A 13792-nucleotide genomic window follows, 5' to 3' on the forward strand; every position below is an offset into this window, starting at 1 on the left:
CGGACTGACGATTCCGGCCATGAACGTCCTGCTGGCATTCGCACTCACCGCGAGTCTCACGTCCCCGGTGCACCTGCCCCCGGCCGCGCCGTGCCCGGAGAACGTCCCCAGCGGCACCACCTGCTACGAGGGCCGGGACGCCAACGGCGCGTACTACACGATCGCCGTGCCGAAGAAGTGGAACAAGACGCTGGTCGTGCACTCGCACGGCGGACCCGACCTGGGCGACCCCACTCCCGAACGCACGCGGGACGACCTGAACCGCTGGGCCGTGATGGTGAAGGAGGGCTACGCCTGGGCGGGCACCTCGTACCGGCGTGGCGGCTACGGCACGCGAATGGCCGCGGAGGACACCGACAACCTGCGCAGGACGGTCAGCGCGATGCTCAAGCCGCACAAGGTGTACCTCCACGGGCAGTCGTGGGGCGGCAACGTCGCGGCGAAGACCATCGAGCTGTACAAGGGCTACGACGCCGCCCTGCTCACCAGCGGCGTCATGGCGGGCGGCTCACGCGGCTACGACTACCGGGTGGACCTGCGCGTGGTCTACCAGTACTACTGCGGCAACCACCCGCGGCCGTCCGAGGTGCAGTACCCGCTGTGGCAGGGGCTTCGCGCCGGCTCCACGATGACCACCGCGGGCCTGCGCGGCCGCATCGAGGAATGCCTCGGCACCGCAGGCAACCGCACCCCGGAACAGCAGCAGAAGCTCACCGACGTCCTCACCGTCACGAAGATCCCCGAGGAGACGCTGAACTCGCACCTGAACTTCGCGACGTTCACGTTCCGCGACATCGTCCACAACCGCCTCGGCGACAAGAACCCGTGGAGCAACGCGGGCGTCGTGTACAAGGGCTCGCACGACGACGCCGCGCTGAACGCGGGCGTCGAACGCTTCTCCGCCGACCCCGAGGCACGCGCCGCGCTGGCCTACGACAGCGACCTCACCGGAAAAATCGACATCCCGGTGCTCTCGGTGCACGCCATCGGCGACCCGACCGCGTTCGTCGAACACGAATCCGCGTACCGCGACACGGTGCTGAAGGCCGGCCGCTGGTGGAACCTCGTGCAGACGTTCACGAACGAGGCCACGCACAGCGCGTTCAGCGACTCCGAGTACGCCGCGGCCATGCAGGCGTTGCAGGCGTGGGAGAAGTGGGGCGTGCGAGCCAACCCGTACCTGGTCGCGGCGAGCTGCCCCGGCCACGACACCAGGTACGGCACGGGCTGCTTCTTCAACCCGGGGTACAGGCCGAACTCCTACGAGTCCCGGGTCGCACCGCGCACGTGACCCGCGTGCCGTGACAGGAACCGGCGCACGAGATCGAGCACCGGACCGGGCGCGTCGAGCTGCACGAGGTGCCCGGCCCGCGGCACCAGGTGCAGCTCCGACCGCGGGACGGCGGCGGCCAGCTGCTCACCCCTGGCCGGCGGGATCCACTCGTCGTCCTCGCCCCAGCACACGGTGACCGGTAAGGCGATCTCCCCGTACCGGTGCTCGATCTCGTCGGTGTAGCGCTGATCAGCCTGGGCGATCTGGCGGTAGAACGCCGGTTGCCCCGCCTCACCGGTCCAGGGCGACACCAGCTCGTCGAGCACCTCCTGCGCCAGGCCAGGACTGCTGGCCGAGCGCACGTACTCACGCACCAACGCCTCGTGCAGGTTGCCCGGCAACCGTTCGAAGACGGCGGAGTGCTCCTGCACCAGCCGGAAGAACGGCGATCCCCACGGTGCCAGGGCAACCGGGTCGAACAACGCGAGCGCGGCGTAGTCGGCACCGTGCAACAAGTGCGCGCGCAGGGAGACCGCACCACCGAAGTCGTGGGCGATCACCACCGGCCTGACGAGCCCCCACTCGGCCAGCAGATCGGCGAAGATCCGCCCCTGAGCACGCAACGAGACGTCCTGCCCCGACCGCATCTCGGATTGCCCGTACCCGAGCATGTCCCACACGAACACCTCGTGGTCGGTGGCCAGGTCAGCGGCGATCGCCCGCCACACGACCGAGCTGAACGGCGTGCCGTGCAGGAGCACCACCGGCTCCCCCGCACCGCGCCGATCCCAGCGCACCACACCGTCCTGGGTCACGAACTCCTCGGAAAGCTTCCAGTCCATCGTCCCCACGTTACCCACATCACTCCGCGCTTGACCTCCATCATGGTCGAGGTATCAAGATCTTGACCATGAACGACATCGCAGAGATCGAGAAGCTCGTCGCCACCGTCCAGCACGCCCAGCAGAACGAGCTCGCCGAGGAGTTCATCGACCAGTTCCGCGAGGACGCGATCTGGACCACCGCACACGGCAAGCGCCTCACGGGCCGCGACGAGATCGCCACCTTCACCCGCCAGGTCCTCCCTGGCGCCACGAAGCTGGGCACCGCCACGTACGAGGTGGTGCACGTCGTGTTCATCAGACCGGACGTGGCGGCCGTCAAGATCCGCCAGCGTCCGTTCAAGCCCGACGGCACTCCCGCGACCGACGAGAACGAGGGATCACCGCTCTACGTCGTGTCCAAAGAGGACGGCCAGTGGAAGATCGCCGCCGGGCAGAACACGAAGGTGCTCTAGCGACCCTGCAGCGACTTCACCTTGTCGCCGAAGGTCCAGTTCTTCGAGCCGTCCCAGTTGATCGACCAGGTCATCAGCCCCTTGAGCTGACCACCGAAGCTGCCCCACGCCTGCCCGACGAGCGACGGGCTCAGGTAACCCCCGCCCGCGCCCGGCTGGGCAGGCAGGCCCGGCACCTGCTTGTCGTAGGGAACCTTGATCGTGGTGCCCTGCACCACCAGCCCCTTGTTGAGGCACTGGGTCTGCGCCACGAAGCCCTGCACGGTGCCGGCCTGGTAGCTGTCACCGGAGCAGCCGTACATGGAACCGTTGTAGTACTGCATGTTCAGCCACCACAGGCGCCCGTTGTCGGCGTACTTCTTGATGATCGGCAGGTACGCGCCCCAGATCGAGCCGTAGACGACACTGCCACCCGTCACGTACGCGGTCTCGGGCGCCATGGTGAGCCCGAAGCCCGACGGCATAGCCGCCAGCACACCGTCGATGATGCGAATGAGGTTGGCCTGCGACGGCGACAGCTGGTTGATGTTGCCGCTGCCCACCAGCCCGGTCTCGATGTCGATGTCGATGCCGTCGAAGTTGTACTTCCTCAGAATCGGCACGACGGTCGCGACGAACCGGTTGGCCACGGTGGTGGAGCTCAGGTCGATCCCCGCCGTCGCACCCCCGATCGACAACAGGATCGTGGCGCCGGCCGCCTTCGCCGCACACATCTCGGCAGGCGTCGCGACCTTGACGCCGGCGTCCATGCCGTCCTCCCACAGCACCGTGCCGTCGGAGCGGATCACGGGAAACGCCGCGTTGATGACGTTGTAGCCGTGCTGCTTGATGCGGCTGTCGGTGATGGGAGTCCAGCCGAACGGCGGGTGCACCCCGTTCGACGCACCGTCCCAGTTCTCCCAGTAACCGTGCAGGACCTTGCCCGCGGGCCGGGGTTTGAGCGCACAGGTGTCGGCCGCTTGGGCGGTGGCGGGAAGAACGGTGGTCATGAGCAGAAGCAGGGCTGTCAGTGCCCTCAGCAACAAGCGGGCAGACATTCGCTCACCTTTCGCGTTCAGGCGGCGACCCGTTGTCATTGAAGCACGAAATGGTCCAGACCTCTACTGGCGACGCTGGTCCGAGGCGGAAACGGGAAGCGGCCGCCGCGGCACCGGCTCGGACACGACGATCGAGGTGGTCGTCTGCCCGAACATCAGGAACCGGTCGAGCACCTCCTCGAGCTGCCCGATGGACGGCCCGTGCACCTTGAGCAGGAAGCAGTCCTCACCCGTGATCCGGAAGCACTCGACCACCTGCGGCGTGTCCTGTGCCGCCGCCACGATCTTCGGGAGCTGGCCGGGCCCTGGCCGGATGCGCACGAGCGCGGTGACCGGCATGCCGAGAGCCGCCGGGTCGACCTCCATCCGGAAGCCGGTGATCACGCCGGCGCGCTCCAGGCGCTGCACCCGCTCGGTGACAGCCGGCGCCGACATGCCGACGCGGCGGGCGAGTTCGGACATCGACAGCCGCGGATCGCTGTGCAGCTCGTCGAGCAGCCGCACGTTCACCTCGTCCAGCAGCGACGAACGTCCGGTGAAGGAATTTTGGCCGTTTGAGCTTGATTCTCCAGGCAACTCGCGCCGTCTTCCTGGATAGTGCCATTCCGGCAGTGGATGTTGCTTTTGGAAGATACTCCGCATGACAACACCGCCCGGGAGCGCAGCGCGGCTCACGGCGCCGTGGCTGCCGGCACCGGCGTACTTCGCCGTCAGCGCCGTCTTCCACTACCTCGGACCGGCTTTCGCCGTGGTGCTGTTCGCCCGCGTGGACGTGCTAGGCGTGGTCTGGCTGCGAATCGCGGCCGCCGCAGTGGTGTTCGCGCTGTGGCGCAGGCCGTGGCGGTCGGTCCGGCACCTCAGCCCGGAGCAGCGACGAACCCTGCTCCTGTTGGGCGTGGTGCTCGCGGCCATGAACACGACGTTCTACCTCGCCATCGCCCGGCTGCCCCTGGCAACGGTCGGCGCGATCGAGTTCCTCGGCACGATCGTGCTCGCCGCGATCGGTTTGCGCAGCCGCCGCAACGTGACCGCCCTCGTGCTAGCCGTGGGCGGGGTGGTCGCGCTGACCGACCTCCAGCTCACCGGTGAGCCCCTTGGGCTCCTCTTCGCCTTCGTCAACTGCGCGCTGTTCATGCTCTACGTGGTGCTCGGCCACCGGATCGCCAACACCGGCGCCGGATTCTCCGGAATCGACCAGCTCGGCGCCGCCATGCTCATCGCGGCGGTGATCGCGGCACCGTTCTGCGCCGTCGCCGCAGCCCCTGCCTTCACCAGCCCGGCAACGCTGCTGGCCGGAGCAGCCGTGGGCATCTGCTCGTCGGTCATCCCCTACGTGACCGACCAGCTCGCCATGGCCCGGTTACGCCGCAGCACCTTCGCGCTGATGCTGAGCATCCTGCCCGCGGTCGCGACGGTGATCGGGATCGTGGTGCTCGCCCAGATCCCCTCTGCCCAGGAGCTGGCCGGCGTCGCGTTGATCGCGGCGGGCGTCGCGGTGCACCAGGAACCACAGGATGACAAGGAGAACTGATGGACCACGTCCGGTTGGGCACGTCGGGCCTCACCGTGTCCCGGATCTGCCTCGGCATGATGAGCTACGGCAGTCCCCACGCGCGAGACTGGGTCCTCGGCGAGGACGCCGCGGAGCCGATCGTCCGCCAGGCCGTCGAGTCGGGAGTGACGTTCTTCGACACCGCCGACATGTACTCCGACGGCGCCAGCGAGCTGATCACCGGCCGGTTGCTGGCCAAGCTGTTCCCCCGCCGCGACGACTACGTCCTGGCCACCAAGGTCTACTTCCCGACAGGCCCAGGCCCGAACGAAAAAGGCTTGTCCCGCAAACACATCATGGCCGCCATCGACGCCTCGCTCGACCGGCTCGGCGTCGACCACGTCGACCTGTACCAGATCCACCGCTGGGACCACGAAACGCCGATCGAGGAAACCATGAACGCGCTCAACGACGTGGTCACCTCCGGAAAAGCCAGGTACATCGGGGCGTCGAGCATGTTCGCCTGGCAGTTCGCCAAGGCGCAGCACGTCGCGGAGACACACGGCTGGACGAAGTTCGTGTCGATGCAGAACCACTACAACCTCGTCTACCGCGAGGAGGAACGGGAAATGATCCCGCTCTGCCTCGACCAGGGCGTCGGCATCATCCCGTGGAGCCCACTGGCACGCGGCCTGCTGACCGGCTCCCGCGAACGCGGCGGCCGCCACACCACCACACGGTCCGGCTCCGACCCCATCGCCGACAACATGTACACCGACGACGACTTCGACGTGGTGGACGCGGTGCGCACGATCGCCGCCGAACGCGACCTCCCCCCAGCGCAGATCGCGCTGGCCTGGCTGCTCGGCCAGCCCGGAGTGACCGCGCCGATCATCGGAGCAACCAGGACCGAACACCTGGACGACGCGGTCGCGGCGGTGCGGACACAGCTGAGCGAGGACGAGAGGGCGAGGCTGCGCGCGCCGTACCGGCCACACGTGGTGCTGGGCCATGGCCGAGAAGGTGTTTGACCGGTGATCATCTGTCGGGGGGTTGGGTGGTGCGCTCAGCGCAGGGTTCGCTTGTTGGGGGCACCGGCTCCGCTAGGAGGATGAGCGGAAGGTGCCAGGGGCCGGTTTGTTGGCTTGGGCGTCGGGGCGATCGACTGCTGTGCCTCGATGTCGGACCGGAGACGGCACCTGGGCGCGCCCCCGGTGTCGGGCTGGGCCTCGTTGCAGGTCTCGATGTGGAGGCCGGAGCGGGCTTGCAGCACCGGGGAGGTTGCTGCGACTGGGTTCGACGTAGGTGCGGTCGGTGGCAGGCGATCGCGGTCTGTGTGGTGCGGCCGCGATCGCCCGGTTGCCTTGACGTTCAGGGTCCCGGCGCCGGTTAGAGGGAGAGGGTTTCTGTTGAGACCTTCCAGAGTTGGGAGGCCGCTTCTGGGTCCTGGGCGTAGGGGGCAACGCCGGAGAGGACGCCGCCGGTGTTGGGGTGGGCCTCGTTGCAGTCTTCGAAGTACAGGCCGGAGCGGCCTTGGAGCAGCGGGGATGTTGCTACGACCAGGGTGGTGGCGGCGCCTTGTTCTGGGGTTTTCATGCGGCGCTTGGTTGCGGCGCCGCTCAGCCTGATGCGCTCCTGCAGCTCCTCCTGGGTGAGGTGGCGCTGGAGGTTGGTGGCGATGCTGCCTGGCATCAGGGCGTTCATCGTGATGCCCTCGGAGGCCCAGCGCTTGCCCGCCTCTACGCCGAACAGGATGTTCGCGGTCTTGGACTGGCCGTACGCCTGCCAGCGGTCGTACTCGCGGCGCTCGTAGTGGAGGTCGTCGAAGACGACCTCGCCCATCAGGTGGGCGGAGGAACTCACGTTCACCACGCGGGCGCCTTCGGCTCGCAGCGAGTTGAAGAGGCCCAGCGTCAGGGTGAAGTGGCCGAAGTGGTTCGTGGCGAACTGGAGCTCCCAGCCCTCCGGGGTGCGCGTCAGCGGGGTGGCCATGACGCCGGCGTTGTTGATCAGGAGGTGGAGAGGGCCGTCCCAGTTGCGGGCGAAGGTTTTCACCGAGGCCTGGGAGGACAGGTCCAGTTTCGCCACCGAGATGTACTTGTTGCCCGTTGCCTTGATCAGGGACGACGCCACGCGTTGGCCCGCGTCGACGTCGCGGGCGGCGATGGTGACCTCGGCGCCGGCCACGGCCAGGGCTCGCACGGTCTCCACGCCGATGCCCGACGCGCCGCCCGTCACCACGGCGCGGCGGCCCGCCAGGTCGGCCACCTGGGCGACTTCCAGGGCCGTCGTCTCGAATCCGAATCCAGTGGTGATCATGCCTGCACCTTCAGCGTCTCCTCGGACACCTTCCACAGCTGCGCCGCGGCCTCCGGGTCGGCCGCGTAGGCGGCGAGCCCGTCGGTCATGCCGGCGGTGTGCGGCAGTGCCTCGTTGCAGTCTTCGAAGTAGAGGCCGGAACGGCCTTCGACCAGTGGGGACACGGCGAGCACCAACGTGGTGGCCGCGCCCTGCTCCGGCGTCTTGAGCTTCAGCGGCTTGTCTCCGCCGCGCAGCCGGATGCGCTCCTGCAGCTCCTCGGGCGTGATGTGCCGCTGCAACGCGGTCAGGATCCCGCCCGGCATGAGCGCGTTCATCGTGATGCCCTCCGACGCCCAGCGCCTGCCCGCCTCGACACCGAACAGGACGTTCGCGGTCTTGGACTGGCCGTACGCCTGCCAGCGGTCGTACTCGCGGCGCTCGAAGTGGAGGTCGTCGAACACCACCGGGCTCGCCAGGTGACCGGCCGAGCTGACGTTCACGACACGGGCGCCCTCGGCGCGCAACGCGTCGAACAGGCCCAGCGTCAGCGTGAAGTGCCCGAAGTGGTTCGTGGCGAACTGGAGCTCCCAGCCCTCCGGCGTGCGCGTCAGCGGAGTCGCCATCACGCCCGCGTTGTTGATCAGCAGGTGCAGCGGTCCGTCCCACGAGCGGGCGAACTGCTTCACCGAGTCCTGCGACGTCAGCTCCAGCGGAGCCACGAAGATCGCCTTGTTGCCCGTCGCCTCGGCCAGCGTCGCGGCGACGCGCTCGCCCGCCTCGACGTCGCGGGCCGCGATGGTGACCTCGGCGCCCGCGGCGGCCAAGGCCCGCACGGTCTCGACGCCGATGCCCGACGCCCCACCGGTGACCACGGCGCGACGGCCCGAGAGGTCGACCCCCTCGACCACCTCGAGAGCGGTGGTCTCGAAGCCGAACGGCGTGGTGATGCGCTCACTCATCCGATTTCCCCAACCTGTGTCGTACACTGAAACGGAGGTTCCTCCGGTTCGGGTTCCACCGTAAACGGAGGGTCCTCCGTTTCGCAAGTGACGTACCCCATAGGAGTGAAGAAGTGCGCGCTGACGCCGTCCGCAACCGAGGGTTGCTGATCGAGGTGGCGCTCGACGCGTTCACGCACCACAAGGACGTGACGCTCGGCGCGATCGCCAAGAAGGCGGGCGTCGGCATCGGCACGCTGTACCGGCACTTCCCGACGCGCGAGGCGTTGATCGAGGCCGTCTACCGCACCGAGCTGGAGAAGCTCTGCGACGCGGCCCCCGAACTGCTCGAGACGCACGGGCCGGAGGCCGCGCTGCGAGAGTGGATGGACCGCTTCATCGCCTACGCGGCAACGAAACACGACCTCAAGGAAGCGCTCCAGGCCGTGATCGCGGCGGGCATCAACCCGTTCGAGCACAGCCGCGCCAAGATGACCGAGGCGGTGTCGGCCCTGTTGGCCCCGCTCGGCGCGCGGACCGAGCCGATGGACCTGCTGGCACTGCTCATCGGAGTCGCCCAGAACGGCGACCCGGATCAGGCCGAGCGGATGCTCGACCTGATCATGGCCGGGGTCCTCCACGGCGCCGAGAACGCTGGGCCCCAGCACGTTGCTGCTCGAACCGCTCCACCAGCGCGGGAACCTCGTTGAGCAGGAACGTGTAGAAGTCGCGCATGTAGACGAGCCGGTCGTGCGCCAGTCCTGGCCCGACCGCGTCGATCCCCTTCTCCGCAGCGCTCAGCACGTCGTCGACCATCGAGTGCTGCCGCGAGTACACCGTCGTCCAGGCGTTCTCCCGCATCCGGAAGTGCTCGCGACGACTCCCGGCCACGAAGCTCCGCTCGATCAGCCCCAGCTGCGCGAGCGTCCTGATCGCGCCCGACACCGAGCCCGCGCTGACCCCCAGCTCGTCGGCGAGATCCCCCGCGGTCAGCGACTCCTCGTCGGAGAACAGGAACGCCGCCAGCGCCCGCGCCGCCATCCGCTGCATCCCGGCAGCGACCAGCGCGAGCGCCAGGCGCTCGGCCGCTTCCCTGCGATCTGTCTCGCCGGTCACAGTCACCCTGTCTTCAGAAATTTCTGAACGTTCGCTAGCCTCAATCCTAGGGGGAAGGGGCTGGTCATGGCCACAGCGCACATCAACTCAGCGCACAGCTCAGCACTCGTGGTGGGTGCCACCATCTCCGGCCTCGCCACCGCGCTCCGGCTCGCTCGCAGCACGTGGAACGTGGTCGTGCTCGACCACGGCGTGCACCACGAACCGGTCGACATCACGGGCCCGGACCTGCGCGCCGCGAAACGGCTCGCCGCCCTCCCCCACCCGCTGCACTACGAGACCAGACGCAGCACCGTCACCGCGCTGCACCCGGGCCGGTTCGGCGTCACGGTCGCGTTCAACGACCACGACGACGAGTGGTTCGACGTCGTCGTGTGCGCCCAGCCGTGCTGCGAGGCCGAGCGATTACCCGGCCTGCGCCTTGAGTCCTGGTCCCGCGACCACGTGGCCCTGCTCCACCGCGCCGTCCGCGACACCGGCATGCCGCTCTGCGCGGCCGAGCTCCTCGCCGACGCGTTCGACATCCACCCCGACGACTACGCCGCTTTCGCCTGGTGGGAAACCACTCTGAAGCCGCATGCAATTAGGCGGGCCTTTACCCGCGTTCGGTAAGCCTGCGGGTCATGAGCACGTTACGGAGACGCACCTTCATCGTGGGTGGCCTCGCGGGAGCGGGCGCCGGAGTCCTCCTCCCCAAACTGGCCAACGCGATCGGCTACCCCTTCACCCTGGGTGTCGCGTCCGGCGAACCAGCAGCCGACGGCTTCGTCATCTGGACCCGTCTGGCCCCCAACCCCCTCAACGCCGACGGCCTCGGCGGCATGCCGAACACCAACACCGCCGTCGAGTGGCAGGTCGCCACCGACGAGCGCTTCACGAACATCGCCCGCACCGGCACGTTCACCACCACCCAGGCGAGCGCGCACTCCGTGCACGTCACCCTCACCGGCCTCGAACCCGGCCGCGAGTACTGGTACCGCTTCCGCACCGGCGGCCACATCTCCCCCGTCGGCCGCACGCTCACCGCACCGGCCGTCGGCACCTCCCCCGAGCTGACCATGCTCTTCGCGTCGTGCGCGCACTACGAGGAGGGCTACTTCACCGCCTACCGGCGCATGGCCCAGGAACACCCCGACCTGATCCTGCACCTCGGCGACTACATCTACGAGGGCGCGGCCACCACCACGAAGGTCCGCGAGTTCGCGCCCGCCGCCGAGATCAGCACGATCGCCAACTACCGCGTCCGCCACGCCCAGTACAAGACCGACCCGGACCTGCAGGCCGCCCACGCCACCGCACCCTGGCTCGTCGTCTGGGACGACCACGAGGTCGAGAACAACTACGCGAACCTCGTCCGCAACGACACGAACCCGGCCGGTGACTTCAAGGCCCGCCGCGCCGCCGCGTACAAGGCCTACTACGAGCACATGCCGCTCAGAAGCGCCCAGGCTCCCAGCGCGGAGAAAATGTTGCTGCACCGCAGGATCCGCTGGGGCAGCCTCGCGACGTTCCACATGCTCGACACCCGCCAGTACCGCGACGACCAGGCGTGCGGCGACGGCACGAAGGTCTGCCCGGAAGCCGACGCCGCCTCGCGCACGCTCACCGGCACGTCGCAGGAGACGTGGCTGATCGACGGACTGCGGCAGAAGCTCGGCACCTGGGACTTCCTGGGCCAGCAGGTGTTCTTCGCGCAACGGCTCGCGAACGCGGACGGCGCGAAGAGCATGGACGCCTGGGACGGCTACACCGCCAACCGCACCCGCATCCAGAACGCCTGGGACACCAACGGCAACAAGGGCACGGTCGTGCTCACCGGCGACGTGCACCGCAGCTGGGCCGCGAACCTCATGCAGAACTACGGCACGCAGAACCGCATCATCGGCACCGAGCTCGTCACCACCTCGGTCACGTCCGGCGGCGACGGCAACGCGGCCGACAACAGCCTCAACCCGACGCTGAACCCGCACGTGAAGTACTTCAAGAACCTGCGCGGCTTCGTGAAGACCCACACCACCCCCACCGAGATGCGGGTCGACTTCCGCGCCGTCGACAAGGTCACCGTGCGCGACTACCCGGTGAAGACCGTCGGCAGCTACGTCGTCGAGGCGAACAACCCCGGATTGCAGGCACCGTGAAGACACTGCTGATCGCCAGCCTCCTGCTGGCCCCCGCCCCCATCACGTGGTCCACGGTCAACAGCGCCTCGACCGGCGACCAGGACAGCGCATCCGTCTCGGCCACCCGCAACGGCTACACGGCCGTCGTGTGGGAGGACGACCGCGACACCACCGACCCCGCCGACCCGGTCCACTCCGACGTCTGGATCCGGCTCTACAAGGAGGGAACGTCGGTCTACGAGAAGAAGCTCAGCGACGGCGGAACCGGGAACTGGCGCCACTGGCAGCCCGACGTGGCGCTGCACGAGAACGGCAGCGCCGTCGTCGTTTGGTCGGAGGACCCGGACGGCAACGGCTACTACAACATCGCGGTCCGCTCGGTCAGCGCGAGCGGCACCGTCTCCGGCTCCGGCACGGCCAACGCGAGCTCCGACGGCCAGCAGTACTTTCCCAGCGTCGCAGCGGATCCCGACACCGGCGCCTTCGCGGTGACGTGGGAGGACAAGCAGGGCACCAACGCACCCACCGTGCGAGCCAGCGGCTTCGCGTCCATCTCGTCCAAGACCTACGAGGCCCAGGTCAACAACGCCGGCGGCACCCACGCCAAACCGCAGGTGGCGATGGGTGCGGCCGGCAACGCGATCGTGGCGTGGGAGGCGGACGCGAACGTGGCCCGCAAGATCCTCACCCCGTCCGGCGGTGTGAAGCAGGCGCAGACCACGACGGGGCCAGGAAAACGCCCCGCCGTGGCGGCCAACTTCAACGGCGACTTCGCGATCGCCTGGGAACAGTCCGGGGTGCGCACCCAGTCCTTCACCGCAGCCGGAGCGTCCCGAGGCGCCGCGGCCCAGACCACCGGCACCGACCCCCAGGTCGGCATCGACGACCAGCTCGGCGTCGCGGTGACCACTGCGGAGGCCGACGACGTCTACACGCACGTCTACAACCCCGACGGCACCACCACCGGCAGGCCGGCACGCCAGCTCACGGTCGCGAACGCCGCCGGCAGGCAGGACGAGCCCGCCGTGGGCGTCGACCCGTGGGGCCGCATCACCGTCGTCTACACCGACGACAACGACGGCAACGGCTACGACCAGGTCTACCTGGGCACCGGCCTGACCACCCAGGAGTGGTGAGTCAGCGCTGATCGACGGGCCTGCGTCGCTGGTGGACGTCCAGCAGCGACGCGGGCTTCCAGAACCCGTTCACGTCGTAGGTGTCGGTGCCGGGCGGCACGATCTCGTCGATCCGGTCCAGCACCTCGTCGGTCAACACCAGCGAAGCGCCCTCCAGCAACGACTCCAGCTGCTCCATCGTGCGCGGCCCGGTGATCGCCGACGTCACCGCCGGGTGCGTCGTCACGAACGCGATCGCCAGCGCGGGCAACGACACCCCGATCTCGGCGGCCAGCTTCGCGAACTGCTCGACCGCCTCGAACTTCGCCGCGTTCGCCGGCAGCGACTCGTCGAACCGCTCCGGCGTGAGCGTCGCCCGGAACGCGTCGGCGTTCGCACCCCGCCGGTGCCTGCCCGAGAGGAACCCGCTCGCCAGCGGACTCCACACCAGCACGCCCATCCCGAGCCGCTGACAGACCGGCAGCACCGACCGCTCGATCCCCCGCGCCAGCATCGAGTACGGCGGCTGCTCGGTCCGGAACCGCATCAGCCCGCGGTTCAGCGACACGTGGTGCGCCTCGACGATCTCCTCCGCCGGGAACGTCGAGCACCCGAACGCCCGGATCTTCCCGGCCCGCACCAGGTCGGTCAGCACCGACAACGTCTCCTCGACGTCGGTCGCGTAGTCCGGCCGGTGCACCTGGTACACGTCGATCCAGTCGGTGCCGAGACGCCGCAGGCTGTCCTCGACGGCCCGCACGACGTACCGGCGCGAGTTGCCGCTGCGGTTGCGGCCCTCACCCAGCGGGAAGTGCACCTTCGTGGCCAGCACGACGTCGTCGCGACGACCCTTCAACGCCTTGCCGACGATCTCCTCGGACTCGCCCGCCGAGTACATGTCCGCCGTGTCGACGAAGTTGATGCCCGCGTCGAGGGCGCGGTGGATGATCCGCACGCCCTCGTCGTGGTCGTCGTTGGCGACGGAGCCGAACATCATGGCGCCGAGGCAGTGGTGACTGACCTCGATGCCGGTTCCCCCGAGTACGCGATAACGCATGTTCATGAGCGAAAACCTAGGAACTAGAGTCGTCTCTAGGTCAAGA

At 68.6% G+C, this 13792-nt stretch carries 15 protein-coding genes; 8 read left to right on the top strand and 7 right to left on the bottom strand.

Annotated features, from left to right (window positions below):
• The first annotated feature begins 19 nt into the window (after positions 1-19).
• Positions 20-1291 carry a hypothetical protein gene (locus ACFOWZ_RS02390; protein WP_382367886.1) on the top strand — a complete coding sequence of 424 codons (1272 nt, stop codon included), beginning with the start codon at positions 20-22 and terminating at the stop codon, positions 1289-1291.
• Here the strand turns inward: ACFOWZ_RS02390 and ACFOWZ_RS02395 are convergent.
• Complete coding sequence (locus tag ACFOWZ_RS02395) at positions 1261-2115, bottom strand: alpha/beta fold hydrolase (protein WP_382367889.1); 855 nt, start codon at positions 2113-2115, stop codon at positions 1261-1263. The genes ACFOWZ_RS02390 and ACFOWZ_RS02395 overlap by 31 nt on opposite strands.
• Positions 2116-2183: 68 nt before the next feature.
• On the opposite strand from ACFOWZ_RS02395, the gene ACFOWZ_RS02400 reads away from it, so the two are divergent.
• Positions 2184-2570, top strand: coding sequence for an SgcJ/EcaC family oxidoreductase (locus ACFOWZ_RS02400; protein WP_382367892.1), 387 nt, complete (start codon positions 2184-2186; stop codon positions 2568-2570).
• Here ACFOWZ_RS02400 and ACFOWZ_RS02405 read toward each other — a convergent pair.
• The gene (locus ACFOWZ_RS02405; RefSeq protein ID WP_382368285.1) at positions 2567-3559 is read right to left on the bottom strand and encodes a chitinase; all 993 of its coding nucleotides are present in this window, start codon (positions 3557-3559) and stop codon (positions 2567-2569) included. The genes ACFOWZ_RS02400 and ACFOWZ_RS02405 overlap by 4 nt on opposite strands.
• 111 nt (positions 3560-3670) lie before the next feature.
• Positions 3671-4249 carry an Lrp/AsnC family transcriptional regulator gene (locus ACFOWZ_RS02410; RefSeq protein ID WP_382367895.1) on the bottom strand — a complete coding sequence of 193 codons (579 nt, stop codon included), beginning with the start codon at positions 4247-4249 and terminating at the stop codon, positions 3671-3673.
• Between ACFOWZ_RS02410 and ACFOWZ_RS02415 the strand changes: the two genes are divergently transcribed.
• A complete protein-coding gene (locus tag ACFOWZ_RS02415) occupies positions 4248-5138 on the top strand; it encodes an EamA family transporter (protein ID WP_382367898.1) in 891 nt (296 codons plus the stop codon). The two genes, ACFOWZ_RS02410 and ACFOWZ_RS02415, sit on opposite strands and share 2 nt — an antisense overlap.
• Positions 5138-6130 carry an aldo/keto reductase gene (locus ACFOWZ_RS02420; RefSeq protein ID WP_382367901.1) on the top strand — a complete coding sequence of 331 codons (993 nt, stop codon included), beginning with the start codon at positions 5138-5140 and terminating at the stop codon, positions 6128-6130. Before ACFOWZ_RS02415 ends, ACFOWZ_RS02420 begins: the two co-directional genes overlap by 1 nt.
• A 358-nt stretch (positions 6131-6488) precedes the next feature.
• Here the strand turns inward: ACFOWZ_RS02420 and ACFOWZ_RS02425 are convergent, their stop codons facing one another.
• Both ACFOWZ_RS02425 and ACFOWZ_RS02430 read right to left on the bottom strand, forming a co-directional pair.
• Positions 6489-7418: an SDR family NAD(P)-dependent oxidoreductase gene (locus ACFOWZ_RS02425; RefSeq protein ID WP_382367904.1), complete on the bottom strand. Its 930-nt coding sequence runs from the start codon at positions 7416-7418 to the stop codon at positions 6489-6491.
• Positions 7415-8359: an SDR family NAD(P)-dependent oxidoreductase gene (locus ACFOWZ_RS02430; protein ID WP_382367907.1), complete on the bottom strand. Its 945-nt coding sequence runs from the start codon at positions 8357-8359 to the stop codon at positions 7415-7417. Before ACFOWZ_RS02430 ends, ACFOWZ_RS02425 begins: the two co-directional genes overlap by 4 nt.
• A gap of 113 nt (positions 8360-8472) precedes the next feature.
• Here ACFOWZ_RS02430 and ACFOWZ_RS02435 point away from each other — a divergent pair, with 113 nt between their 5' ends.
• Positions 8473-9048 (top strand): TetR/AcrR family transcriptional regulator, encoded by a 576-nt coding sequence (locus ACFOWZ_RS02435; protein WP_382367910.1) that lies wholly within the window; start codon positions 8473-8475, stop codon positions 9046-9048.
• Here ACFOWZ_RS02435 and ACFOWZ_RS02440 read toward each other — a convergent pair.
• Positions 8960-9460, bottom strand: coding sequence for a GbsR/MarR family transcriptional regulator (locus tag ACFOWZ_RS02440; protein ID WP_382367913.1), 501 nt, complete (start codon positions 9458-9460; stop codon positions 8960-8962). The genes ACFOWZ_RS02435 and ACFOWZ_RS02440 overlap by 89 nt on opposite strands.
• A 60-nt stretch (positions 9461-9520) precedes the next feature.
• On the opposite strand from ACFOWZ_RS02440, the gene ACFOWZ_RS02445 reads away from it, so the two are divergent.
• Genes ACFOWZ_RS02445 through ACFOWZ_RS02455 form a run of 3 tightly spaced genes read left to right on the top strand, consistent with a single transcriptional unit; the run spans position 9521 to position 12710 of the window.
• Complete coding sequence (locus ACFOWZ_RS02445; RefSeq protein ID WP_382367916.1) at positions 9521-10066, top strand: FAD-dependent oxidoreductase; 546 nt, start codon at positions 9521-9523, stop codon at positions 10064-10066.
• Between the two features lie 11 nt (positions 10067-10077).
• Positions 10078-11592: an alkaline phosphatase D family protein gene (locus ACFOWZ_RS02450; protein WP_382367919.1), complete on the top strand. Its 1515-nt coding sequence runs from the start codon at positions 10078-10080 to the stop codon at positions 11590-11592.
• Positions 11589-12710 (top strand): hypothetical protein, encoded by a 1122-nt coding sequence (locus ACFOWZ_RS02455; protein ID WP_382367922.1) that lies wholly within the window; start codon positions 11589-11591, stop codon positions 12708-12710. Before ACFOWZ_RS02450 ends, ACFOWZ_RS02455 begins: the two co-directional genes overlap by 4 nt.
• A gap of 1 nt (position 12711) precedes the next feature.
• On the opposite strand, the gene ACFOWZ_RS02460 is transcribed toward ACFOWZ_RS02455, so the two are convergent.
• Positions 12712-13746 (bottom strand): aldo/keto reductase, encoded by a 1035-nt coding sequence (locus ACFOWZ_RS02460; RefSeq protein WP_382368288.1) that lies wholly within the window; start codon positions 13744-13746, stop codon positions 12712-12714.
• Positions 13747-13792 lie beyond the last annotated feature (46 nt).

The sequence above is a fragment of the Lentzea rhizosphaerae genome, from assembly GCF_042649515.1.
GTDB classification, from domain to species: Bacteria; Actinomycetota; Actinomycetes; order Mycobacteriales; family Pseudonocardiaceae; genus Lentzea; species Lentzea aerocolonigenes.